Below are 21,059 nucleotides of genomic sequence, written 5' to 3'. Positions count from 1 at the left end.
GCCGGTTACGATTTGCAACGCGTTGATGCGGGCCAGTCTCCATCAACTTGCCGTGATAAGGCCTTCGAGCGAGGGCAGGATGAGCTCCGGTTGATGGTCAGCATATTCGTCCGGCTGTTGTGTCCGATTGATCCACACGGTGCGAAAACCGCAGCGTGTGGCACCGGCAATGTCCCAACGGTTCGATGACTGGAAGGAGACGGCGCTCGGATAAATACGCCACGACATGGTTACCAAGTCGTAAACGGCCGGGTCCGTCTTGAACCTGCGCGCGTCGTCCGCCGAGAAGACGTCGTCGAGAACGGTCTCCAGCGCCGCCGAGCGCACCGCCGCCTCGAGCATCGCCTTGGAACCGTTGGACAGGATGGCAAGCCGCGCGCCGGCGATCTTCAGCGCCCTGAGAACGCTCGGCACCTCCGGATAGCAATCGAGATGCCAATAGGCCTCGAGGAGCTTGTCCCTGAGGCCGGTGTCGATCGAGGGAACCTTGCGGAAGGCATAGTCGAGCGACCGCTCGGTGAGCGTCCAGAAATCGACATGCTCGCCCATCAATGTGCCGACCCAGGAGTATTCGAGCTGCTTGGCGCGCCAGATATCGGAAAGAAGCTGCCCCTCGGGGCCGATCTCGCCTGCGTGTTTGCGCACGGCGGCATGCACGTCGAATAGCGTGCCGTAAGCATCGAAAACGAAAGCGGAAAAGCGCATGTCCAAACCTTTGGAAACAACCACACTTGACCGCAAGTACTGCCGGCGGTCAAGAACGGCTGGACCGACGCTTGGGTGAATGTGACAATTGACGGCGCTTTGCTAGGCGCTATCCCTAGCACCCAAGGAAAGAATAAGGAGGCGAAACGCCATGAATGCCCTGCCGGAGGCGCAATCCATCACCTGGACCTTCCTCGACGGAGACTGGCATGAGGGCAATGTGGCCATCGCCGGACCGCGTACCCACGCCATATGGCTGGGCTCGTCCGTCTTCGACGGTGCTCGCTGGTTCGAGGGCGTGGCACCGGACCTCGACCGCCATTCGGAGCGCGTGAACGCCTCGGCGCGTGCCCTGGGCCTCGATGCACTGAAGCCGGCGGAGGAGATCGTCGCGCTGACCTGGGAGGGGCTGAAGAAGTTCGACGGCAAGACCGCCGTCTATATCCGCCCCATGTACTGGGCCGAGCACGGCGGCTACATGAGCGTGCCGGCGGACCCTTCCTCCACGCGTTTCTGCCTCTGCCTCTATGAGGCGCCGATGATCTCACCAAAAGGCTTTTCCATCGGCGTCTCCCGTTTCCGCCGTCCGACGATCGAGACCATGCCGACCAATGCCAAGGCCGGGTGCCTCTATCCGAACAACGGGCGGGCGATCCTCGATGCCAAGGGGCGGGGTTTCGACAACGCCCTCGTGCTCGACATGCTGGGTAACGTCGCCGAGACAGGGACCTCCAACATCTTCCTTGTCAAGGATGGCCAGGTCTTTACGCCCGCGCCGAACGGCACGTTTCTCTCCGGCATCACGCGCGCCCGCGTCATGATGCTGCTTTCCGATGCCGGCTCGCCGGTGGTGGAGAAGACCTTGAGCGTGCAGGATTTTCTCAACGCAGATGAAATCTTCTCCACCGGCAACCATTCGAAGGTGGTACCGGTCACCCGTATCGAGGAGCGGGTACTTCAGCCGGGCCCTGTGGCCAAGAAGGCGCGTGAGCTCTATTGGGAATGGGCGCATTCGACGCCCGCCGGCTGACCTGCTAGGAACGTTCGGTGCGGGGCGGAGTTGTCAAAGCGCACACCCGACCCCATCTGCGAGTCGCAAGATTTTCAACCGCTGTTACGAGGGAGACCGAATATGGCCTTTGAACTGCCAGACCTGCCCTATGACTACGAGGCATTGCAGCCCTACATGTCGAGGGAGACGCTCGAATTCCACCACGACAAGCACCACAAGGCCTATGTCGACACCGGTAACAAGCTGGCGGCGGAAGCCGGCATGGACAACCTGTCGGTGGAAGAGGTCGTCAAGCAGTCCTTCGGCAAGAACCAGACCCTCTTCAACAATGCCGGCCAGCATTTCAACCACCTCCATTTCTGGAACTGGATGAAGAAAGGCGGCGGCGGCACCAGCCTGCCCGGTGCGCTTCAGAAGGCCATCGACAGCGATCTCGGCGGCTACGACAAGTTCCGCGCCGACTTCATCAACGCCGGCGTCACCCAGTTTGGCTCCGGCTGGGCGTGGCTGGCCGTGAAGGGCGGCAAGCTTGAAATCATGAAGACGCCCAATGGCGAGAACCCGCTGGTCCATGGCGGCACGCCGATCCTCGGCGTCGACGTGTGGGAGCATTCCTACTACATCGACTACCGCAATGCGCGGCCGAAATATCTGGAAGCCTTTGTCGATAACCTCATCAACTGGGATTACGTCCTGGAGTGCTACGAGAAGGCGAGCTGAGCGCAAGACGGCAGCGAAGTGTTTGAAGAAACCCGGCCTTGGCGCCGGGTTTTCTTTTGCCGGCATTTGGGAGGAGTCGATTCGTTGGTCGGCTCACGAAAGCGTGATCTAAACAGGCCTACATTTGAGCCAAGCCGGTGCAGCGGCGACTATGGTGACGACGGGGGGTAAACCTTCGGAGATAGCTGATGAAAAGATTCGTGGTTTCCTGTTCCGCGCTTTCCGCACTCTTCATCACGGCGGCTGCCGTGACGGCTGCAGACGATCCTGTTGCCGTACGCAAGGCGCTGATGCAGTCGATGGCGGCATCGGCGGCGACGTCTGGCGCCATGTTGAAGGGCGAGCTCGATTATAACCCGGTCGTCGCGAAGGCCGCGCTCGCCACTTTCAACGCGACCGCGCACGCCTATGGCGACTATTTCCCCGGGGGCTCGGAGACGGGCGGCGACACCACGGCCGCGCCGGAGATTTGGAAAGATCCCGAAGGATTTCAGGAGGCGTTGGGCAAGTTTCAGACCGATGTGGCGGCGGCGCTCGAGGCTTCCGGCAAGGACGGTCCGGCCGATCTTGCCGCCTTTCAGCAGGCCGTTGGTCCGGTGCTAACCAACTGCCGTAGCTGTCACGAAGATTTCCGCGTGAAGAACAACTGACGATTGATGCCGCGCAAGCTGCTTTATGCCGCCGTCCTGATTCTCGTCGTGGGCGGCGTATTCTGGTTCGCGACCGAGCCGGAGCGGCTCGATGCGGCAACCCTTGCCGGCGTGCAGCCGGGCGATCCAGACCGCGGCGAGCGCATTTTCCAGATCGGCGGCTGCGCTTCCTGCCACGTACGGCCGGACGCCGAGGGCGAGGCGGAACTGGAGCTTGCCGGCGGCTTTGCACTCGAGACCGCCTTCGGCACGTTCGTGGCGCCGAACATCTCGCCCGATCCCGAACATGGCATCGGTGCGTGGGAGGCGGCCGACTTCGCCAACGCCATGATGCGCGGCGTCTCGCCGGAGGGCGAGCACTACTATCCGGCTTTCCCCTACACCTCCTATGCGCGGATGAAGCTGCAGGACGTGGCTGATCTCTTCGCCTATTTGAAGACGCTGCCGCCGATTGCCGAGGATGCGCCAAGCCATACGCTTTCCTTCCCCTACACACTGCGGCGTGGGCTCGGACTGTGGAAGCTTTTGTATCTGAGTGAGGAGCCGGTGGTGACGTTCCCCGTCGGTGCGCCGGAGGCAGTGCTGCGCGGGCGCTACCTTGTGGAGGGGCCGGGGCACTGCGGCGAGTGCCACACGCCGCGCTTCTTCACCGGCGGCTTGAAGGGCGACCGCTGGCTGGCGGGCGCGCGGGCGCTGGAGGGGGAAGGGTCCGTACCGAACATCACGCCGAGCGAGGAAGGTCTCCGTTCGTGGTCTCCGGGCGACATCGTCTACTACTTCGAAACCGGCTTCACGCCCGACTTCGATTCCGTCGGCGGCGCCATGGTCGCCGTGCAGGAGAACCTGGCGAAGCTGCGGGCGGAGGACCGGGAAGCGATTGCGGCGTATTTGAAGGCGGTGCCTATAAGAGCAAGTAGTGAGTAGCGAAGTGAGCCGAATTTGGCGGCGACCATACTTCCCTACTCACTCTTTCCCACCGCCTTCAGTGTGAACGCATAGCTGAATGCCACCTCCTCCAGCCGGGAGAAGCGGCCCGAGGCGCCGGCGTGGCCGGCGTCGAGGTTGATCTTTAGCATGACGGGATTGCCGGCCTTGTTGCTGTCGCGCAAGCGCGCCACCCATTTGGCCGGCTCCCAATAGGTCACGCGCGGGTCCGTGAGGCCGGCCAGTGCCAGGATGGTGGGGTAGGGCTGTTCGCGCACATTGTCGTAGGGCGAGTAGGCGGCGATAGTCTCGTAGTCTTGCCGGCTGGCGATGGGATTTCCCCATTCGGGCCATTCGGGCGGGGTGAGCGGCAGCGTGTCATCGAGCATGGTGTTGAGCACGTCGACGAAGGGCACGTGCGCCACGATAGCGCAAAAATCCTGCGGTGCCATGGTGGCGACGGCGCCCATCAGCATGCCGCCGGCCGAGCCTCCTTCGGCAACGAGCCTATCGTGGCTGGTGTAGCCTGCCGCCACCAGGTGGCGGGCGCAGGCGATGAAATCGGTGAACGTGTTCGGCTTCTTCTCCCGCTTGCCATCTTCGTACCAGCTATAGCCCTTGTCCTTGCCGCCGCGGATATGGGCGATGGCGTAGACGAAGCCGCGGTCGACCAGAGAGAGGCAGTTGGTGCGGAAGGCGGCCGGTATGGTGATGCCGTAGGCGCCGTAGCCATAGAGCAGGCAGGGGGCGGTGCCGTCGAGCTTAAGGCCGCGGCGGTGAACGAGGGAGATCGGCACGAGTTCGCCGTCGGGTGCTGCCGCCATCAGGCGGCGCGTGACGTAATCCTCGGAGTTATGGCCGGATGGCACCTCCTGTGTTTTCAGGAGAGTGCGCCGGCGCGTGCGCATGTCGTAGTCGAATTCCTGCGCCGGCGTTGTCATCGAGGAATAGGTGAAGCGGAAGGTCTCCGTGCCGTATTCGAGGGAACCACCGAGGCCCAGCGAATAGGCCTCCTCGTCAAAGTCGATCACATGTTCCTCGCCGCTTGCCCGCTCGCGCACAACGATGCGCGGCAGGCCGTCCTTGCGCTCCAGGCGCACGAGATAGCGCCTGAAGGCGAGGATCGACAGGATCAGCCGTCCTGGCTCATGCGCCACCACCTCGCGCCAGTTGGCGCGCGACGGATCGGCGACGGGGGCGGCCATAATCTTGAAGTCCTTGGCGCCATCGGCGTTGGTGAGGATGAAGAACTCCTCTCCCGCCGGCTCCAGATTGTATTCCACGCCCGTCTCGCGTGCCGCCACCACGCGTGGGGTGGCGTTCGCATCGTTCGCCGGCAGAACGCGGTATTCGGTGGTTTCGTGGTCGTAGACGTTGATGAAGATCCAGTCGTCGAGCCGGCTGCCGAAGACATTCATGAAGAAGCCGGGATCGGCTTCCTCGTAGATGAGCCGGTCTTTTCCGGCGTCTTCGCCCAGTGCGTGGAAGAAGACCTTGGAGGGGCGGTGGTTGTCGTCGAGCCGCGTGTAGTAGAAGCCGCTGCCGTCGGCGTTGAAGGTGCCGGAGCCGCTGGCATTTTCCACCCGGTCTTCGAGGTCGCGCCTGGAGGAGAGGGCACGGACCCTAAGCGTGTAGAACTCCGAGCCCTTGTCGTCCGCTCCCCACAGAAGGTGCTTATGATCGGGCGAGTGGCCGATGCCGCCGATATGAAAATAGGCCTTGCCTTCGGCCTCCTTGTCGCCATCAAGCAGCACCTCCTCCGCGCCGCCTTCGCGCGGCGTGCGGAAGAAGTGCGGGTGCTCGCCGCCCTCCCGGTATGCGCTGCCATAGGCATAGGGGCCGTCCTTCATGGGAACGGAGGAATCGTCCTCTTTGATGCGGCCCTTCATCTCGGCAAAGAGCGTCTTCTGAAGTCCCTTTGTGTCGGCCATCAGTTGCTCGTGATAGACATTCTCCGCCTCCAGATGAGCGCGGATGTCTGTGGCGAGCAGGGAAGGATCTTTCAGCACCTCCTGCCAGTTCTCAGCCCTGAGCCAGCCATAGTCGTCCGTGCGGGTGATGCCGTGGCGGGTGTCCTGGCGCGGGCGCTTTTCCGGGCGGGGTGCGGGGAGAGAGGCGAAGGCGGCCTTCTGCTGCATGGTGGCGATATCCTTGTCGAAGGGGACAATCTGAGAGGTACCGAATTCTTATGGGAAATGAACAGGGCCTTTGGCCTCGGTTCAAGGCGTAATTGCCATCGATGGTCGACGCAAGGTTGGCACTGTGGAACGACCATGCGGCGCCGCAGATATCCTCTACCGCCGCAGTCTTGGCCGATAGTCCCCCGCCCCCCAGTGCAACACGGAGCGCCGGCGCGGGCGGGACTGCGGCTCGTAATGGCGGCTGAGAGCAGCAAGCGCGGTCTTCAGCACCACCTTGGCGGAGCGCACCGGCCACCCGCGCTCTGCTTCGACTTGCTCCAGTCCTTTCAGGAAACAGCAGACATCGACCAGCACGCCGGAAAGCTCCGGTCCCACCGCAATAAGCGCCTGGTCGACCCGCTGGCGCGCGGCCAGCGCGGCATCGGTGAGGTCAGCGGTGCCGTTATCGCCGCTGCCGCGCCGGCCGTCAGCCACAGCCTCGCTCCAGTTGGCGCCAAGCCGGGGCATGATGCGGCCGCGTGTATAGTCTGCGCGCAAGCGCTCGCCGGCACGGAACTCGTTGTCGTCGAGGAAAGGCGTGCCGTTCTTCGTCCGCCTTCGGGCGAGTTGCGCCAGGGGGGATTCGGACAGGTTAGCCTGGACCGTGTGCTCGCCAGCCTCGGTCAGCAGCGTGCGCGTTCCAAGGTCCATGTGCTGAGTGCGGAAAGGCGCATCGCCCGCTTCCGTGCGTTTCGCGAGCGCTCGACCCTCCGGTGAAAGGGCAAGACCCGCGCCTTCCCTCCGCATCACCCCGTCGCGCACCAGGGCTGTCAGCGTTGCGGAGGCGGCCGATACCGTGCCGCGCTCACCGCCGTCGAGCAGGACCGTGCCCTCCTTGGCCGCGGCGCGGGGAATGGCGGGACCCGCAGCGAGGAAGCGCACGATACGCGCCCGTTCCTTGCGCGCACGCGCCGAATCGATCTCCTGTCGTTTCAAGGAAGCACCTCCGTCTGCCGGAAAGCCGCTGCGGTCACGCGCTCGACCATGTGTACGATGCGGTCGAGGTCTTCGTCGTCGCGCATGTCCTCAACAAGGTGGCAGGCATGCTTGACTGTAGTGCGGTCGCGGCCGAAGCCCTGGCCGACCTCCTTCATCGTAAGCCCCAGCACCACGTGCGTCACATACATGCCGATCTGCCGTACCCGGGTCACGCTGACGGTGCTCCTGCCAGGCCGGCGCAACTCGCGTCCGCTGACGTTGAAAAGGGCGGCGACGATGTCCATCACGCATTCGCAGACGTCCATCACCCGCTCGTCGGTAACGGGGCTTAGCCTGCGTATGTAGGCTTGGGCGAGCGCAGTCGGGTCCTGCATTTCGTTTTCGTGCGGTATCGGGCTTGCGGCGATCAAAGGCACAGAACGGATCCCCTCCACTGGAAACAGGAATAAATTCCTTATACCGCCGCCGGCCGAAAGGGCGAACAAAAAAGGAACAAAAATTCGAAGCGTGTTAGCCCGTCTATTTGTTTCAAAAAGACATTTTCTTTTTTCGCATAAAATAATGCCGCAAATTTATCCCCGCGGCGCACGCACCTTGCACACTGGGCTCCAACAGATGGAGGTTGTGCGCATGAGCGTGTTTCAGGAAGAGGTCAAGACATTCCGCCAGGCAAAGAAGCTTCAGGCGGCGGAGGCGCGGCAATGCGCAGTATTCTTCCTCGTCTCAGGGATAGATCTGGCCGTAGCCCTAAAGTCTTCAGGAAAGGAAAGGACGGCGATCCTGGCGCGGCTTACCCGGCTGATCGAGCGGGAGCGGCTGAAGGGTATACGGCGGCACTGGAGCTACGACCTCAACCGCCATATCGCTCTCAAACAGGTCCATGACCGGCTGAAGGCGGGTGTGGCCGGAGCAGGTGAGTCGGAAGCCGAAAAGAAACCAGCCCGACGTCGCTTCACCTCGGTGCGGGCTCAAAAAAGGCAAAAGCGGCACCCTGAGGCGCCGCCTTTCAAAAGCACTCAGTTGCGATGAAACGCTACTTCTTCTTCGGCTTGCGCCCGAGGCCCATCTTCTTCGCCAACTGCGAGCGCGCTACGGCATAGCTCGGAGCGACCATCGGATAGCTGGGATCGAGGCCCCACTTCTCGCGATATTGCTCCGGCGTCAGGCTGTAGTGCGTCATAAGGTGGCGCTTCAACGACTTGAATTTCTTACCGTCTTCAAGGCAGATGATGTAGTCGTCGTGCACGGAACGCTTCGGATTGACTGCCGGCTTCGGCTTTTCGGCCGGCGCCTGCTCGCCAGTACGGTTCACCTTGCCCAGTGCCGTATGAACGTCGGCAATCAGGTTTGACAGCTCCGAAACCGGAACAGGATTGTTGCTGACATAAGCAGCCACAACATCTGCCGTCAGTTCGATAAGCACTTCATCATTTTTTGTCTGTGGTTCGTCCATGTTCTCTACCCTACCCCAATGTCATCAATGATCCGACACCGCACCTTCTACATACAGCGGCATTCAAACAGCATTTATTTAGTCTTATCAGTGCCCGCATTCAAGCACAACGGGTTATTCACGCTTTGATATATCCCGTCAACTCACAATTTCTATCAAGCACCGGCATGCTGTATATTTGTTATACTTGATTCCAGTTTTGACGAAGTCCGGTTTGGCCGATACCACGGCGTCGGCATAGCCTTGCGATAGCAAAACCGTGCTGTGGTCGCCGCTTGTCAAGGAGAGCGCTCGGGCTGCTTCTTTCCCTTCGGCGCTTCGGCCATGTCATCATGCACCGAACCTTCCCAAAGACGGTAGCCGGCAGCATAGGCGGCCTTGGCCAGGAGATGGGCGGAGATGGGCGTCGTCAGCAGGAGGAAGGTGATCGCCGCCAGCGCGCGCGTCACAGTCGAATGGTCGCGAGCGAAGAGCGCGAGTGCCAGCAGGAGCACACCGGATCCCAGCATGCCGGCCTTGGAGGCGGCATGCATACGCGAGTAGAGATCCGGCAGGCGCAGAAGGCCGATGGCGGCGGCGAAGGTGAAGAAGGAACCGACGAGCATGAGCGAGCCCACGAGGAGGTTTTGCACAAGCTCAATCATCGCTCTTCTCCACGAATTGCCCGCGTGCCTCGTCCGAGATGAACTCTTCCTCGAAACTTCGGCTCATCACGAAGCGGGCGAAGGCGACGGTGGCCAGGAAGCCGACGAGGCCGAGCGCGATGGCGATATCGAGGTAGAGTGTGTAGCCGGTGCGGATGCCGATGACGACGATGAAGCCGATGGCGATCATAACCAGCATGTCGAGCCCCAGGACCCGGTCGGGCAGGCTGGGGCCGATGACCACGCGTAGCACCGTGAGCAGGAAGGAAAGGCTCAGTATGGCGAGCGCCGCCTGCTCGGCGAAGGCGAGGAAATCCTGTCCGGTAATCATCGGAATGCCTCCATGATCCTGCGTTCGAAGCCCTGCGCGATCTCGCGCCTGAGCGCGTCCGGATCGGAGCAGTCGATGGCGTGGATGTAGAGGAACTTGCGGTCCTCCGACACATCGACCGACAGCGTGCCCGGCGTCAGCGTAATGAGGTTAGCGAGAAGCGTGATTTCGAAATCGCGGTCGGCCTTCAGCGGAAAGGCGAAGATGCCGGGCTTCAGGTCCATGCGCGGCGACAGCACCAGAACGGCAACCCGCCAGGCCGAAAGCACCAACTCGTAGAGGAACAGGGCAGCGAGTGCTATCAACTTAAAGCCGCGCCGGAAATAGCCGAGCGAACCGACCTGCTCGCGGATGAGATAGAGGGCCAGCGCGCCGAGCAGGAAGCCGAAGACGATGTTGGCAAGCGTGAAGGAGCCGGTGATAGCTGTCCAGATCAGCGCCAGCAAGATGTTGATGAGATAAAGGGTCATTGCGCCGCCCCCTCGGGGAAGACCGTGCCGATATAGGCCGGCGCATTGAGGATGGCATCCGCTGCCCGCTCGGCGACCGCGATTATCGGATCAGGATAAAGGCCCATCACCACTACCGGCAGCGAAAGCGCAGTAAGCGCCACGTATCCCAAAAGCGGCGAGGCCGGAACCTTGGGCCCCGCGGCCACCCGCGGCCGCCATATGGCGAGGATAAAGACGCGGCCGAGCGCCAGCGTGGTGAGAAGGCCGGTGGCGAGGATGGCGAAAGCAAGCCAAGGCTGGCCGGAATCGAGCGAGGCCCGCACCAGCATCACCTTCGGCCACAGCCCCGAAGCCGGCGGCAGGCCGGCGGCGGCCAGTATCAGGAGCAGCGCAAAGGCGGCGACCAGGGGATTCGTGGCATAAAGGCCGGAAAGCTTGCTGAGCGAGTAGCTGCCGCCGAGGCCGTTCATCACGCCGGCGAGGAGATAAAGAGCGGTCATCACGATCATCGAGTGGAAGGCGTAGAAGACCGTGCCGGCGAGGCCCTCGGAGGTGCCGAGCGCAAGGCCCGCCAGCATCACGCCGACGCCGGAGATGACGACGAAGCCGAGTACGCGGCGCAGGTCCGTCTGCGCAAGCGCGCCCATAATGCCGATCACCATCGTCGCCGCCGCGATCCAGGCGATGAGGCCGGACAGGAGCTCGAGCTCCGGCGGGAAGAGCATCACCAGCGTGCGCAACAGCGCATAGATGCCGACCTTGGTCAGCACCCCGCCGAAGAGCGCGGCGGTGACGATCCGCGGCGTATGGTAGGAGGCGGGCAGCCAGAAATTGACCGGGAAGGCGGCCGCCTTCATGCCGAAGGCGAGCAAGTAGAGCACGGCAAGCGTGGTCAGCGGCGCGCTCTCTCTGACACCGTCCGCCTTGCGGGCGATGTCGGCCATGTTGAGTGTGCCGAAGGTGCCGTAGAGAAGGGCGGTGGCGGTGAGGAACAGCGTTGTGCCGACCAGGTTGAGGATGGCGTATTTCGTCGCTCCGTCGAGCTGCCTGTGCTGCGAGCCCAGCACCAGGAGACCGAAGGAGGAGATGAGAAAGACCTCGAACCACACATAGAGGTTGAAGATGTCGCCGGTCAGGAAGGAGCCGCCGACGCCGGCCATCATCAGCATCATGAATGGATAGAAGCCATAGCGCCGGCCCACTGCGCCGATATCGGCGGTGGCGAAGAAAGCGCAGACGACGGCCACCAGCGTGGCCACCAGCGCCAGCGATGCGCCCAGCGCATCGGCTGCGAACGAGATGCCGAAGGGCGGCAGCCACCGTCCCATGGTCATCACCAGCGGGCCTTGGTCGAGCACGCGCGCCAGAAGGCCGATATTGCACAAAAGCGTGGCAAGGAGGCCGACGACGGCAAGGCTCGCATGCAGCCGCGTCTCGTGGCGCGCCATTAGCAGGATGGCGCCGGTGACGATCGGGATGGCCACCGGCCCCACAACCAGCCAGTCGGCAGGTGTGGTGGGTGCCAGCACCATGGCTCCCGAAAGATCGACTGCGTGACCGGGTTCGATTGCCATTGGCTCCTCAATATCCAAGCGGCGGGAGATCTTCGCCCTCGGGCTCGGCGACCCGCATGCCGTCCGTGTCGTCGGTGCCCAACTCCTGATAGGCGCGGAAGGCGAGGACAAGAAGGAAGGCGAAAATGGAAAACGAGATGACGATCGCCGTCAGGATAAGCGCCTGTGGGAGTGGATTGGCCGTAAGGCGGTCGGGCGTATCGAGCTCGACGGGGATGATCGGCGGTACCTCGCGCACCACGCGGCCCGCCGTAAAGATCGTCAGGTTCACGGCATTGCTGAAGATCGCCACGCCGAGGAGGATGCGGATGATGTGCTTGGACAGGATCAGATAGATCGACACGGCGAAGAAAATCGCGACCGTGGCGGCGAGGATTGTTTCCATTACGCGTGCTCCCTTTCCTCGAGCGCAAGCGCGATGGAGGTGATCGAGCCTACGACGACGAAATAGACGCCGATATCGAAGAACAGCACCGTCGAGAGGTCTATGGGCAGCCCCAGCACGCTGATTTCGGTCCACTGGCCGGTCAGGAAAGGCATGTCCATGAACAGCGACACCGCGCCCGACAGCGCCGAGAGCAGCAGCCCGAAGCCGGAGATGGCCATCGGGTGGAAGTAGAGCGCGCGGCGCACCGGCGCCACACCGCAGGCGATGCCGTAGATGGCGAAGGCGGAAGCCGCGATCAATCCGCCGATGAAGCCGCCGCCGGGTTCGTTGTGCCCGCGCAAAAGCACGAAGACGGAGAACAGCACCATGAGGCTGGCAAGATAGGGCGCGATGGTTCGGAAAATCAGCGTGTCCATGTCATGCCTCCACCTTTTCAACGGCCTTGGCCCGCTGTTTTTCCGCCTTGATGGGTGCAACCCCCGGACGGATGCGCACGAGAGCCAGGATGGCAAGCCCGGCGATCATCACCACGGCGATTTCGCCCAGCGTGTCGAGGCCGCGGAAGTCGACGATGATGACGTTGACGATGTTGCGGCCGTGGGCGATGACGCGGGCGTTTTCGGCGAAGAAGACGCTGAGAGTACCGTCGAACGGCACCTGCGTGACGCGCAGCAGGATGAGGCCGAGGCCGGCGCCGCACAGGGAGGCGATCGAGATGTCGAGCACCTTTTGGCGCGTCGGCCGATGATCGGCTGGTGAAAGCTTCAGTCGCGTCATGACGAGGGCGAGGATCACCACCGACAGCGTCTCCACCATGAATTGGGTGAAGGAGAGGTCGGGGGCGCCGAGCAGCATGAAGATCAGCGCCACGGCGAAACCCTGTATGCCGAGCGAGACGATGGCCGTTAGCCGGTCGCGCGCATAGATGACGGCGCCAAGGCCGATGAAACCGACAGCGAGCACCGTCACCTCATAGAAAGGCAGGGAGGGCAGCCCGGGAACGGCAGGCAACTCGCCGAAGGCGATCATCGGCACGAAAAGGGCGGCCGCCAGGGCGATGAAGGTCACGGTCATGTAGACGTCGAGGCGCCCGTTATGGACAATGCCCGTGACGGAGGCCGAGAGCCGGACCGTGCCGCGCACGGCCTGGTCGAAGCCGCGGTCGGGACCCCAGCCAATGGCGGTGAGCGTCGCAGCCATTGCCGCGCGCCCGCGCTCCAGCGTCAAGTAGAAAGCGATGCCGAGGGCGATGGTGAGGACCGACAGAAGAAGCGGCAGTCCGACATGCGGTATGACGGAGATCGATACGGCGACAGGTTCGCCGGCAACAGCGCTCGCCATGGGGCTGGAGATGATGTGGTGGCTGAAGCCGGAAACGAGCGCCATCAGGAGCCCGCTTGTCCCGAGCACCAGCGGTCCAAGCCACAGGAGGATAGGCCCTTCGTGTGGCGACTTCGGCGTGTCCGCTCTTTCGCCGGTGAAGGGCTTCAGCGCCACCGCGAAGCCGATGGCAAACATCAGCGCGTTGCCGGCGATGGCGACGGCCGTGAGGAGCGCTGCCCAGCCCCCGCCGGTAGCGAGCCCGGCATAGATCTCTTCCTTGGCAAGGAAGCCGAAGAAAGGCGGCAGGCCGCCCATGGAAAGGGCGGCAAGTACTGCGGCCGCAAAGGTGACCGGCATGGCGCGGCCGATGCCGCCGAGCCTAGTGATGTCGCGGGTACCGGTCTCATGATCGATGGCGCCGGCGACCATGAAGAGTGCACCCTTGAACATAGAGTGTGCCACCAGATAGAGCACGGCGGCCTCGACCGCGACCTTGGAGCCGAAGCCGGTCAGCATGATAAGCAGGCCAAGCGAGGCGACCGTCGTATAGGCGAGCATCAGCTTGAGGTCGGTCTGGCGCAGCGCCAGAAGCGTGCCGACGATGAGCGTCGTGCCGCCGAAGACGGGCAGGATCGTCTCCCAAGCCAGCGTCTCGCCCATAACCGGGTTGAGGCGCATGACAAGATAGACGCCCGCCTTCACCATGGTGGCCGAGTGCAGGTAGGCGGAGACCGGGGTGGGCGCTTCCATGGCATTGGGCAGCCAGAAGTGGAACGGGAACTGCGCCGACTTGGTGAACGCGCCGCCCAAAACCAGGAGGAGCGCCGCCATATAGAGCGGCGCAGCTCGCAAGGCGTCGCCCTCGGCCAAAAGCGCCGAGAGCGACGTGGCGCCGGTGATGTTGGCAATGACCAGAAGCCCGGCCAGCAGCGACAATCCGCCGAGCCCCGTCACCACCAGAGCCTGGAGCGCGGCGCGGCGCGAGGCTTCGCGCGAATGGTCGAAGCCGATCAGGAGGAAGGAGGTGATCGATGTCAGTTCCCAGAAGACGAACAGCGTCAGGAAAGAGTCGGCGACCACCAGCCCCTGCATCGACCCCATGAACATGAGGATGAAGGAAAAGAAGCGTCCCAGATGCTGGTGGCCTTTGAGATAGCCGCCCGAATAAAGCACGATGAACGTGCCTATGCCGGAGATCAGGAGTGCGAAGGTGAGCGACAGGCCGTCGAGATACCAGGAGAAGTCGACGTCGAGGCTTTCGATCCAGGCGTAGCCGGCGGCGACTGTCTCTCCCTCAGCGACCGCTCCCAGGAAGCCAGCAAAGTGGTAGAAGATGAAAGCAGGTATGAGCGCCAGGACCCAGGCAGCATTGTGCCCGAGGGCGCGGGTCAAGAAAGGGGCTGCAGCGGCACCGAGAAAGGGCAGGATCAGCACAAGGAATGTCAACCACTGCCCGTCCGCTGCCATGGGTTCCCCTCGTTAGATGTTTTGCAGCCTGCGATCCGGGTAAGATAATGAATACGCTTCGATCGCCGCCGTGACATAGACGTTCGTTTCAAGCGGGGCAAGGCAGGCGCGGCAATCCGTGCAGTTATTCACGAATTGTCGATGCGAATAGCAAGAAGGGTGGCTGCAAAAGCGAGTGTTTGCACCTACATAAGCTGCGGCACGAACGGGAGCATTCGATCATGACGAGCAAAACGCGGTTGAAGGTCGAGAAGTCGGACGCGGAGTGGCGCGAACAGCTTACGCCCGAGCAGTATCACGTGACGCGGGAAGAGGGCACCGAGCGCGCCTTTACCGGCCCTTACTGGGACAACAAGCGCCCAGGCCTTTACCGCTGCGTGAATTGCGGGCGGCCGCTCTTCGATTCCGAGACGAAATACGATTCCGGCACGGGCTGGCCGAGCTTCTATGCACCGGTGGAAGATGAGGCGGTATCGCTCAACGAGGACCGCTCATGGTTTTCCACGCGCACGGAGGTGCGCTGCGCGGATTGCGACGCCCATCTAGGCCACGTCTTCAACGACGGACCGGAGCCGACGGGCTTGCGCTACTGCATGAACGGGCACGCGCTGGATTTCGAGGAGCGGTAGGCAGGAGCGGTGTACCGCCCTTGTCCTTCGACAAGTTCAGGATGAGGGATTCTGCGGTTGCTACGCCGCCGCCATCGCCATCTCCGCCTCTTGGCGGATGCGCTGGATCATAGCGCGCAGACCATTGGCGCGCTGCGGGGTGAGGTGTTCGTCGAGGCCCAGCGTACGCAGTGTATCTTCGGCATCGGTGGTCAGTATCTCGCTGGCGTGGCGGCCGCTGAAGAGCGCCATCATGATCGCCACCAGCCCGCGCACGATGTGTGCATCGGAATCACCCTTGAAGGTGATGATCGGATCGCGGCCCTCGCCGATCTCGGTATGAAGCCAGACCTGGCTGACGCAGCCGCGCACCTTGTGGCGGTCGTCGCGCGAAGCTTCGGGGAATGTCGGCAGGTCGTTGCCGAGCTCTATGATATAGCGATAGCGCTCCTGCCAATCGTCGAGAAAGGCGAAGTCGTCGCGGATGGTGTCGATACCAGTCGTCATAGCCCGCATATAGTGATTATGCGGGCGGCCGTCACGGGGAAAGTCCGGTTTTTGAAGCGCATGGCGCCGGATTATTCGGCCGGCGCGACGCTGTCGGTGACGGCCACCTGCGGTTCTTCCGCCGCCTCTTCGACCGTCTCCGTTCCGGGCGCGGCCTCGTCGTCGATCAGATCTTGAGCAATGCGCACGCCTTCCTTGGCCCGCGCGGTGATGGTGTGGACGGCCGTCTTGGCGGTCGCGCAGACGTCGGGCTGGCGTTCGCAGATGCCGGCGACATCACGCACGGCTTCGCGGGCCGCCACCAGCGCCTGCAGCGGACCGACCTGCTCGGCCTCCGGCCCTTGTCCCGTGTTGAACGGGATAAAAAGAAGCACCAGCGAAAGCCAGAAGGCGCAACGGATCAGAAATCCCATGGCTTCAGTCCTCAATATCCGCCCCGCAACCTTTGGTCCGGAGCTTCCCCGGTAGTGACAATGGCAGAGGCGCGCAAAGGAGCTCTTGAGAAATTGGCTAAAATTGGAGGCAAATGACCGGAAAATGCGAAAATGTCGGCATTCGAAACGAATTCCTTTTAAAAGCGCTCGATTGCGGCAACCTTCGTGCAGGCAGCTAAGGAATTGTACGGATTAGGAAAATCGGCTCGGGCGGCTTCGCCGTGAGTGGCGAAGGTGGACGGATGACGGTTCAAATCCAGCGATCTTTTGTTAACCATGTACGCATTCCCTTGCCGGCATTTCCCCAGATAAGGCAGGTTTCAGCCCTTGCGGCGCCTTTCCCGGGCGCCCGTTTATCCTTTCCTTAAAGGCTGGATGCGAGGGTCCGGATCAGAACAAGAGCCCGTCAAGCGGACACGAGCGAGCGCGTCGAGTTGAGTACACGAGCGTCCCTTTCAACGAACTGGCCCGAGAGCCTGCAAGCGGCCTGCGAGCGCCTGCTGCATCCCTCCGTCATGGAGGCGGATGAGCGCGCGCGGCAGCGGCGGCTTTTGGCGGCGCTTTTCGCGGGGCCTGTGCTCGCAGCGATGGCCACCGCGCAGGCGATGCCGCTGCATGGAGGTGCGGCGGGCGCGTTTGCCTCCGTCTTCATGGTATTTGGCACCGGTCTTCTGGCGGCCTTCGCGCTGATCGCCACCGGCCGGCGGCGGCTTGTCGAGCCTGTCTCGCTCGTGCTCGCGGCTGTGGCGGTCGGCGTCTTGACTGCCGCCGGCGGCGGGCTTTCCTCGCCGCTGACGGCGATGGCGGCTGCACTCGCCGTGGAAGCAGGCTGGATCGGACGGACCAAGAGAGCGCTCGGATTTGGACTGGCTGCGACCTGCTCGGCCATTGGGCTCGGCGCGGCGTTGAGCGCAACTGTCTTTGCCGGCGCGGTGCCCGCCGCAGCCTGGCAGTGGGCGGTGCCGCTTCTCTACATGGCGACGCTCCTCTCTCGGATGCCGCTAACCGGCGAGCGCGAGGCGGTTGCCGGAACGAAGGGACAGCCGATCGAGGAGATTATCGGCGCAACGGTCCTTCGCATGCAGCAGGGCGGCGATGTGGTTGAGGCTTCGCCGCAGGCGGAGAAGTTGTTCGCGGTGGCGCCGGAGATGCTTTTGGGGACTGGATTCTTCGACCGTATCCACGTGGCCGATCGCATCGCCTATCTGCAGGCGCTGGCCGACCTGCGCGAGGGCGCAGACCGGCGCGTTGTGCGTATGCGCATGCGCACGCCGGCACAGGCCGGTGTGCCGGCGGGTGCGTGCTATCGTGCACTGATCGCCGATATCGCCGCCGAGCCGGACGGGAGGGGGCTTGTCGCCGTCGTGCGTGACGATGCCGCGACGGCCGAATTGGAAGCCGCGCTTGCGAGTGCCAAGGATGCCGCCGATAGCGCTACGTTGGCGAAGGATCGGTATCTCGCCTCCGTCAGCCATGAGCTGCGTTCGCCGCTCAATGCCATTCTCGGCTTCTCCGATGTGCTTGCGAACGAGATGTTCGGCCCTTTCGCCAATGATAAGCAGCGCGAATATGTCGACCTCATCCGCGAGGCGAGCGGGCATCTCCTGTCGGTGGTCAATGCTATCCTGGATGTCTCAAAGCTGCAGTCCGGTTCCTATGCTCTGGAGGCGCATCCGTTTCGCTTCGAGGAGGCGTTGCAGTTCTGCCTTGCCATGTCGGCGCGTGAGGCCGAGGGGAAGTCGGTGGCGCTGAAGGCCGATGTCGCCGAAGACATCGGTGTGGTGAACTGCGACCGCCGCGCCCTCCAACAAGTGCTCATCAACCTGTTGTCCAACGCGGTGAAGTTCACGCCGGCGGGCGAGGTGAAGGTGACGGCGCGGCGCAGCGGCGGCCGGTTGGAGCTCGACGTGAGCGATACCGGCATCGGCATGTCTGCGGAGGACCTGGAGCGCGTCGGCACGCCCTTCATCCAGGTGCAGAACAGCTATACGCGCCAGGGCACCGGCCTGGGCCTGGCGCTGGTTAAGGGGCTGGTGAAGCTGTCCGGCGGTGCCATGAGCATCGAAAGCGCGCCGGGCACGGGAACGCGGGTGCACGTCTCGCTGCCGGCGGGCGGCGTGGAAGATGAGGGCGGGAAGGAAGAATGTACCGCGATGAGCGGGGCGAACTTGAACAGTGAGTGGAATGATGACGCGTTACGCAAGACGGCCTGAATACGGCGTAGAGGAGGGGGGATGGCTGCGCGCCGGGCTGTCCGGATTGGGGGCGGTGATCGCGCGCAATCCGGCCGCGGTCGGCGGGACGACGGCCTTTTTCGTGTCGCTGGCCTTCGTTTCGGCAAACGCGCTTTGGTATCAGCCGCAGGTGCACCCCAGCGCTTTTGTGTCGACGCGGGTGCCGGCTTTCATTGCGGCTCCTGAAATGGAGATTGCGCCGGAGGAGACGCCCCGTCCTGCCACCGCCCCTCGCGAGGAGGTGCGTGCGGTGACGGATGGCGTGGAGGCGCCGAAGGTAGAGGCTGAGCCGGCACCGGAATCGACGGGCTCCGTGGCAGAAGACAGCGGTGATGACACCGTGCGCGCTGTGCAGAAGGTTCTGAGCGACCTGGGGCTCTATCGCGGTCCCGTGGATGGGCTGACTGGGCCACAGACGCGTGGGGCGGTGGAGAACTACCGCCGCATTGTCGGGCTGGAGGCCGGCACCGAGATCGATTCGCCGCTGCTGAGCCAACTGGGGCTTGAGGGCGCAGCGGAATCGGCTCCCGCGGCGACGGAACTGGCAGTGCCTGCACCGAAACCGGCGCCACGGCCTGCGCAGGAGCAGAGCGATCCGGTACAGACGGCTTCGCTCGACAGCGGGGCTGCCGCGGCAGCCAGCAGCGACCCAGTGATCAAGCGCGTCCAGGCCGGGCTGAAAGCTTTCGGCAACGACGGCATCGAAGTGGACGGTGTGATGGGTGAGAATACCCGCTCGGCGATCCGCGAGTTCCAGTCGCTGTTCGGCCTGCCGGTGACGGGCGAGCCCGATCAAGCGTTCCTGGCCAAGATGCGGGAGATCGGGCTGACGAATTGACGGGGGGGAGCCGTGCAGGTTCGGTTGTATGATTGCTGGCCTTCAATCTAAGATTTTAGTTGAAGATCAACGGATAACGGATTCTGCCGTCAGAACAATCCAGGCCTCCGTTCGCCTGCCGGTATTACCTTGCAAGTGCATCGGGTATCGTTGATCACGTGCTTGAATGAGCGAGTACAAACGAGAAGGCCGAGCCGGCATGCGTGTGACCAGCGAGTTGTGGGTTTCAGCGCTGGTGAGGCGCGTCTTCGCCGATGGCGGCTTTGCGGCGGTGAGGCGCAAGGGAGCGCGGGAGGCGGGGGCGATCTTCATCATCCGGCGTACGCGGCTGGGTGAACTGGAGTTTTATGCTCCCGCGCCACAGACGAGTTACGACGAGGCGCGGCCTACCGAACGCCAGTTCGTTCGCGTGACGGCGACCACCGAGGAGGATGCGGTGGAGAAGCGGTTGGAGCGCGAGATGCGCTTCGATCCGGACGTCTGGGTTGTTGAGGTGGAGACGGCGGCCGAGATCGACGGCTATCTGGCGGTTGCCACCGAGTGAGCCTGAACCGCCGGCTGCCGGTCTTCCAGCCGGTCCTTGCACCGCCAGCCCTCAACCTTTTTCCGGGCCGCCTCCGTGCTCGTGGTGGTGTAGCGCTCGATGAAGAGGCGGATGGCGGCCGCGTGGGCGACCTGGGCCGGGAAGATGGCGGCGGTGACGAGGAAAGCCTGCTCCACGGTCAACTCCAAGGCGCGGAGGCCCGTGAAAAGGTCGGCGTAGCCGATGCCGGAGGTAAGCCGGCGGGTCCGCTCTATGGAAACATCGAGGGAGCGGGCGAGGGTGGTGGCGAAGACCTGCCTGTCGTCGGAAAGTGCTGCCTCGCGCAGGGAGGTGTAGGCCTGGTCAGGGTCGGCGGCTGGCCGTCCGTCGCCTGCTTCGTCGTCTTCTGGCGGTATCTCCTGCATCAGGTCGCGAAGCTGGCAGCGAATCGTCTCCAGCGCATCGACCTCCGGCTCAGCCCTCTCGGCAATTTCGGCTTCGCTTTCCGCGCGCGCGACGAGCGCCCGGATGAGGGCGGCGATGACGGGGTTAAGGCCGTTGCGGCGGGCGATGGCCTTTGCATGCGGCAGGCCGTGGCGGCCGATCAAGGCGATGAGGTCGACGTCGGAAAGCGCGTTAGAGCGCACGAGGAGTGGAGCGGAGGTTTCCACCGGCTCCTCGGCGAGCCGCCGAACAAGATCCCTGGGAGCGGGGTCGCACTCGGAAAGCGCTGCGGCGGCGAAACGGCGCGCCTCGGCAGGCACGGCATCGAACAGGCCGAGCGCCAGATCGTCGAGTTGGGCGAGTTCGCGCTTCGTGGGGTGGGAGAGCGTGCAGAAGGCGGAGATGGCGGCACGGAACAGCCGCTCGCAGTTGCGCGGGCCCCCTCCGAACGCGATATGCCTGAAGTCCGCAGTGGACACGCCTTAACGCCTGATACTCAAGAACACTTGTGTCGGTGGGATGCGGCCCGCAAAGCAGGCGGCCTCCCGGCTCGTCGTTCAAATTATCGGCAATGCGTTAGCGACCCATTAACCGCGTAATTAAGGGTTGCGTTCACCATCCGGGAGAGCGTTAAGGAGCCATTAACCATGAGAGGCGTTTCATGGCGGGTGGAGGCGTTGCGTACCATTCCGGCCCGAAGCGGGGAACG

General features: G+C 63.3%; 23 protein-coding genes and 1 pseudogene. 9 read left to right on the top strand and 15 right to left on the bottom strand.

What is annotated here, in order from left to right; all coding sequences use genetic code 11:
• Nucleotides 1-42 precede the first annotated feature (42 nt).
• On the bottom strand, nucleotides 43-705 hold the full coding sequence (locus N5A92_RS00185) for a haloacid dehalogenase type II (RefSeq protein ID WP_260899787.1): 663 nt from the start codon (nucleotides 703-705) through the stop codon (nucleotides 43-45).
• Nucleotides 706-856: 151 nt separating this feature from the next.
• Here N5A92_RS00185 and N5A92_RS00180 point away from each other — a divergent pair, with 151 nt between their 5' ends.
• The 4 genes from N5A92_RS00180 to N5A92_RS00165 all read left to right on the top strand — a co-directional run bounded on the left by N5A92_RS00180 (nucleotide 857) and on the right by N5A92_RS00165 (nucleotide 4,011).
• Nucleotides 857-1,735, top strand: coding sequence for a branched-chain amino acid aminotransferase (locus N5A92_RS00180; RefSeq protein ID WP_260899786.1), 879 nt, complete (start codon nucleotides 857-859; stop codon nucleotides 1,733-1,735).
• A gap of 102 nt (nucleotides 1,736-1,837) precedes the next feature.
• Complete coding sequence (locus tag N5A92_RS00175; protein ID WP_260899785.1) at nucleotides 1,838-2,437, top strand: superoxide dismutase; 600 nt, start codon at nucleotides 1,838-1,840, stop codon at nucleotides 2,435-2,437.
• Nucleotides 2,438-2,625: 188 nt separating this feature from the next.
• Nucleotides 2,626-3,087 carry a c-type cytochrome gene (locus N5A92_RS00170; protein WP_260899784.1) on the top strand — a complete coding sequence of 154 codons (462 nt, stop codon included), beginning with the start codon at nucleotides 2,626-2,628 and terminating at the stop codon, nucleotides 3,085-3,087.
• A 6-nt stretch (nucleotides 3,088-3,093) separates the two neighbouring features.
• On the top strand, nucleotides 3,094-4,011 hold the full coding sequence (locus N5A92_RS00165; protein ID WP_260899783.1) for a cytochrome c: 918 nt from the start codon (nucleotides 3,094-3,096) through the stop codon (nucleotides 4,009-4,011).
• A 35-nt stretch (nucleotides 4,012-4,046) separates the two neighbouring features.
• Here N5A92_RS00165 and N5A92_RS00160 read toward each other — a convergent pair whose 3' ends face one another.
• The 3 genes from N5A92_RS00160 to N5A92_RS00150 form a co-directional block, all read right to left on the bottom strand.
• Nucleotides 4,047-6,149 carry a S9 family peptidase gene (locus tag N5A92_RS00160; RefSeq protein WP_260899782.1) on the bottom strand — a complete coding sequence of 701 codons (2,103 nt, stop codon included), beginning with the start codon at nucleotides 6,147-6,149 and terminating at the stop codon, nucleotides 4,047-4,049.
• A gap of 156 nt (nucleotides 6,150-6,305) precedes the next feature.
• Complete coding sequence (locus N5A92_RS00155; RefSeq protein ID WP_260899781.1) at nucleotides 6,306-7,127, bottom strand: DUF6456 domain-containing protein; 822 nt, start codon at nucleotides 7,125-7,127, stop codon at nucleotides 6,306-6,308.
• Nucleotides 7,124-7,504: a helix-turn-helix domain-containing protein gene (locus tag N5A92_RS00150; protein ID WP_260899780.1), complete on the bottom strand. Its 381-nt coding sequence runs from the start codon at nucleotides 7,502-7,504 to the stop codon at nucleotides 7,124-7,126. Before N5A92_RS00150 ends, N5A92_RS00155 begins: the two co-directional genes overlap by 4 nt.
• Nucleotides 7,505-7,760: 256 nt before the next feature.
• Here N5A92_RS00150 and N5A92_RS00145 point away from each other — a divergent pair.
• Nucleotides 7,761-8,024: pseudogene (locus N5A92_RS00145) on the top strand (cytoplasmic protein); the annotation flags it as partial.
• A 139-nt stretch (nucleotides 8,025-8,163) separates the two neighbouring features.
• Here the strand turns inward: N5A92_RS00145 and N5A92_RS00140 are convergent.
• The 8 genes from N5A92_RS00140 to N5A92_RS00105 all read right to left on the bottom strand — a co-directional run bounded on the left by N5A92_RS00140 (nucleotide 8,164) and on the right by N5A92_RS00105 (nucleotide 14,762).
• The gene (locus N5A92_RS00140) at nucleotides 8,164-8,583 is read right to left on the bottom strand and encodes a Ros/MucR family transcriptional regulator (protein WP_260899779.1); all 420 of its coding nucleotides are present in this window, start codon (nucleotides 8,581-8,583) and stop codon (nucleotides 8,164-8,166) included.
• A gap of 278 nt (nucleotides 8,584-8,861) precedes the next feature.
• Entirely contained in the window at nucleotides 8,862-9,227 is a 366-nt protein-coding gene (gene mnhG / locus N5A92_RS00135) for a monovalent cation/H(+) antiporter subunit G (RefSeq protein WP_260899778.1), read from the bottom strand.
• A complete protein-coding gene (locus N5A92_RS00130) occupies nucleotides 9,220-9,558 on the bottom strand; it encodes a cation:proton antiporter (RefSeq protein ID WP_260899777.1) in 339 nt (112 codons plus the stop codon). The genes mnhG and N5A92_RS00130 overlap by 8 nt, the downstream gene beginning before the upstream one ends.
• Entirely contained in the window at nucleotides 9,555-10,028 is a 474-nt protein-coding gene (locus tag N5A92_RS00125) for a Na+/H+ antiporter subunit E (RefSeq protein WP_260899776.1), read from the bottom strand. Before N5A92_RS00125 ends, N5A92_RS00130 begins: the two co-directional genes overlap by 4 nt.
• Nucleotides 10,025-11,584, bottom strand: coding sequence for a Na+/H+ antiporter subunit D (locus N5A92_RS00120; protein ID WP_260899774.1), 1,560 nt, complete (start codon nucleotides 11,582-11,584; stop codon nucleotides 10,025-10,027). Before N5A92_RS00120 ends, N5A92_RS00125 begins: the two co-directional genes overlap by 4 nt.
• Before the next feature lie 7 nt (nucleotides 11,585-11,591).
• Nucleotides 11,592-11,969 (bottom strand): Na+/H+ antiporter subunit C, encoded by a 378-nt coding sequence (locus N5A92_RS00115; RefSeq protein WP_260899773.1) that lies wholly within the window; start codon nucleotides 11,967-11,969, stop codon nucleotides 11,592-11,594.
• A complete protein-coding gene (locus N5A92_RS00110; RefSeq protein WP_260899772.1) occupies nucleotides 11,969-12,388 on the bottom strand; it encodes a Na+/H+ antiporter subunit B in 420 nt (139 codons plus the stop codon). Before N5A92_RS00110 ends, N5A92_RS00115 begins: the two co-directional genes overlap by 1 nt.
• A 1-nt stretch (nucleotide 12,389) precedes the next feature.
• The gene (locus N5A92_RS00105; protein WP_260899771.1) at nucleotides 12,390-14,762 is read right to left on the bottom strand and encodes a putative monovalent cation/H+ antiporter subunit A; all 2,373 of its coding nucleotides are present in this window, start codon (nucleotides 14,760-14,762) and stop codon (nucleotides 12,390-12,392) included.
• A 221-nt stretch (nucleotides 14,763-14,983) separates the two neighbouring features.
• Here N5A92_RS00105 and msrB point away from each other — a divergent pair, with 221 nt between their 5' ends.
• The gene (gene msrB, locus N5A92_RS00100) at nucleotides 14,984-15,391 is read left to right on the top strand and encodes a peptide-methionine (R)-S-oxide reductase MsrB (RefSeq protein WP_260899770.1); all 408 of its coding nucleotides are present in this window, start codon (nucleotides 14,984-14,986) and stop codon (nucleotides 15,389-15,391) included.
• A gap of 60 nt (nucleotides 15,392-15,451) precedes the next feature.
• Here msrB and N5A92_RS00095 read toward each other — a convergent pair whose 3' ends face one another.
• Nucleotides 15,452-15,877: a SufE family protein gene (locus N5A92_RS00095; protein WP_260900951.1), complete on the bottom strand. Its 426-nt coding sequence runs from the start codon at nucleotides 15,875-15,877 to the stop codon at nucleotides 15,452-15,454.
• Nucleotides 15,878-15,948: 71 nt separating this feature from the next.
• The gene (locus N5A92_RS00090) at nucleotides 15,949-16,290 is read right to left on the bottom strand and encodes a DUF5330 domain-containing protein (protein WP_260899769.1); all 342 of its coding nucleotides are present in this window, start codon (nucleotides 16,288-16,290) and stop codon (nucleotides 15,949-15,951) included.
• Between the two features lie 455 nt (nucleotides 16,291-16,745).
• On the opposite strand from N5A92_RS00090, the gene N5A92_RS00085 reads away from it, so the two are divergent.
• The 3 genes from N5A92_RS00085 (at nucleotide 16,746) to N5A92_RS00075 (ending at nucleotide 19,927) form a co-directional block, all read left to right on the top strand.
• Nucleotides 16,746-18,524 carry a sensor histidine kinase gene (locus tag N5A92_RS00085; protein ID WP_260899768.1) on the top strand — a complete coding sequence of 593 codons (1,779 nt, stop codon included), beginning with the start codon at nucleotides 16,746-16,748 and terminating at the stop codon, nucleotides 18,522-18,524.
• Nucleotides 18,496-19,383, top strand: a complete 888-nt coding sequence (locus N5A92_RS00080; RefSeq protein ID WP_313958369.1) for a peptidoglycan-binding domain-containing protein — start codon at nucleotides 18,496-18,498, stop codon at nucleotides 19,381-19,383. The genes N5A92_RS00085 and N5A92_RS00080 overlap by 29 nt, the downstream gene beginning before the upstream one ends.
• Before the next feature lie 199 nt (nucleotides 19,384-19,582).
• Nucleotides 19,583-19,927 carry a DUF1491 family protein gene (locus N5A92_RS00075; RefSeq protein WP_260899767.1) on the top strand — a complete coding sequence of 115 codons (345 nt, stop codon included), beginning with the start codon at nucleotides 19,583-19,585 and terminating at the stop codon, nucleotides 19,925-19,927.
• On the opposite strand, the gene N5A92_RS00070 is transcribed toward N5A92_RS00075, so the two are convergent.
• A complete protein-coding gene (locus N5A92_RS00070; RefSeq protein WP_260899766.1) occupies nucleotides 19,903-20,829 on the bottom strand; it encodes a hypothetical protein in 927 nt (308 codons plus the stop codon). The genes N5A92_RS00075 and N5A92_RS00070 overlap by 25 nt on opposite strands.
• Between the last annotated feature and the right edge of the window lie 230 nt (nucleotides 20,830-21,059).

The organism is Chelativorans salis (assembly GCF_025336525.1).
Taxonomy (GTDB): domain Bacteria; phylum Pseudomonadota; class Alphaproteobacteria; order Rhizobiales; family Rhizobiaceae; genus Chelativorans; species Chelativorans salis.
The sequence above is the reverse complement of the archived record's forward strand: the minus strand, read 5'-3'. Positions and strand labels throughout refer to the sequence as shown.

What these genes read in the sequence shown, in the direction of transcription:
- N5A92_RS00185 (WP_260899787.1), bottom strand. Translation starts at nt 705, where the DNA reads ATGCGCTTTTCCGCTTTCGTTTTCGATGCTTACGGCACGCTATTCGAC.
- N5A92_RS00180 (WP_260899786.1), top strand. Translation starts at nt 857, where the DNA reads ATGAATGCCCTGCCGGAGGCGCAATCCATCACCTGGACCTTCCTCGAC.
- N5A92_RS00175 (WP_260899785.1), top strand. Translation starts at nt 1,838, where the DNA reads ATGGCCTTTGAACTGCCAGACCTGCCCTATGACTACGAGGCATTGCAG.
- N5A92_RS00170 (WP_260899784.1), top strand. Translation starts at nt 2,626, where the DNA reads ATGAAAAGATTCGTGGTTTCCTGTTCCGCGCTTTCCGCACTCTTCATC.
- N5A92_RS00165 (WP_260899783.1), top strand. Translation starts at nt 3,094, where the DNA reads ATGCCGCGCAAGCTGCTTTATGCCGCCGTCCTGATTCTCGTCGTGGGC.
- N5A92_RS00160 (WP_260899782.1), bottom strand. Translation starts at nt 6,149, where the DNA reads ATGCAGCAGAAGGCCGCCTTCGCCTCTCTCCCCGCACCCCGCCCGGAA.
- N5A92_RS00150 (WP_260899780.1), bottom strand. Translation starts at nt 7,504, where the DNA reads ATGCAGGACCCGACTGCGCTCGCCCAAGCCTACATACGCAGGCTAAGC.
- N5A92_RS00140 (WP_260899779.1), bottom strand. Translation starts at nt 8,583, where the DNA reads ATGGACGAACCACAGACAAAAAATGATGAAGTGCTTATCGAACTGACG.
- mnhG (WP_260899778.1), bottom strand. Translation starts at nt 9,227, where the DNA reads ATGATTGAGCTTGTGCAAAACCTCCTCGTGGGCTCGCTCATGCTCGTC.
- N5A92_RS00130 (WP_260899777.1), bottom strand. Translation starts at nt 9,558, where the DNA reads ATGATTACCGGACAGGATTTCCTCGCCTTCGCCGAGCAGGCGGCGCTC.
- N5A92_RS00125 (WP_260899776.1), bottom strand. Translation starts at nt 10,028, where the DNA reads ATGACCCTTTATCTCATCAACATCTTGCTGGCGCTGATCTGGACAGCT.
- N5A92_RS00120 (WP_260899774.1), bottom strand. Translation starts at nt 11,584, where the DNA reads ATGGCAATCGAACCCGGTCACGCAGTCGATCTTTCGGGAGCCATGGTG.
- N5A92_RS00115 (WP_260899773.1), bottom strand. Translation starts at nt 11,969, where the DNA reads ATGGAAACAATCCTCGCCGCCACGGTCGCGATTTTCTTCGCCGTGTCG.
- N5A92_RS00110 (WP_260899772.1), bottom strand. Translation starts at nt 12,388, where the DNA reads ATGGACACGCTGATTTTCCGAACCATCGCGCCCTATCTTGCCAGCCTC.
- N5A92_RS00105 (WP_260899771.1), bottom strand. Translation starts at nt 14,762, where the DNA reads ATGGCAGCGGACGGGCAGTGGTTGACATTCCTTGTGCTGATCCTGCCC.
- msrB (WP_260899770.1), top strand. Translation starts at nt 14,984, where the DNA reads ATGACGAGCAAAACGCGGTTGAAGGTCGAGAAGTCGGACGCGGAGTGG.
- N5A92_RS00095 (WP_260900951.1), bottom strand. Translation starts at nt 15,877, where the DNA reads ATGACGACTGGTATCGACACCATCCGCGACGACTTCGCCTTTCTCGAC.
- N5A92_RS00090 (WP_260899769.1), bottom strand. Translation starts at nt 16,290, where the DNA reads ATGGGATTTCTGATCCGTTGCGCCTTCTGGCTTTCGCTGGTGCTTCTT.
- N5A92_RS00080 (WP_313958369.1), top strand. Translation starts at nt 18,496, where the DNA reads ATGATGACGCGTTACGCAAGACGGCCTGAATACGGCGTAGAGGAGGGG.
- N5A92_RS00075 (WP_260899767.1), top strand. Translation starts at nt 19,583, where the DNA reads ATGCGTGTGACCAGCGAGTTGTGGGTTTCAGCGCTGGTGAGGCGCGTC.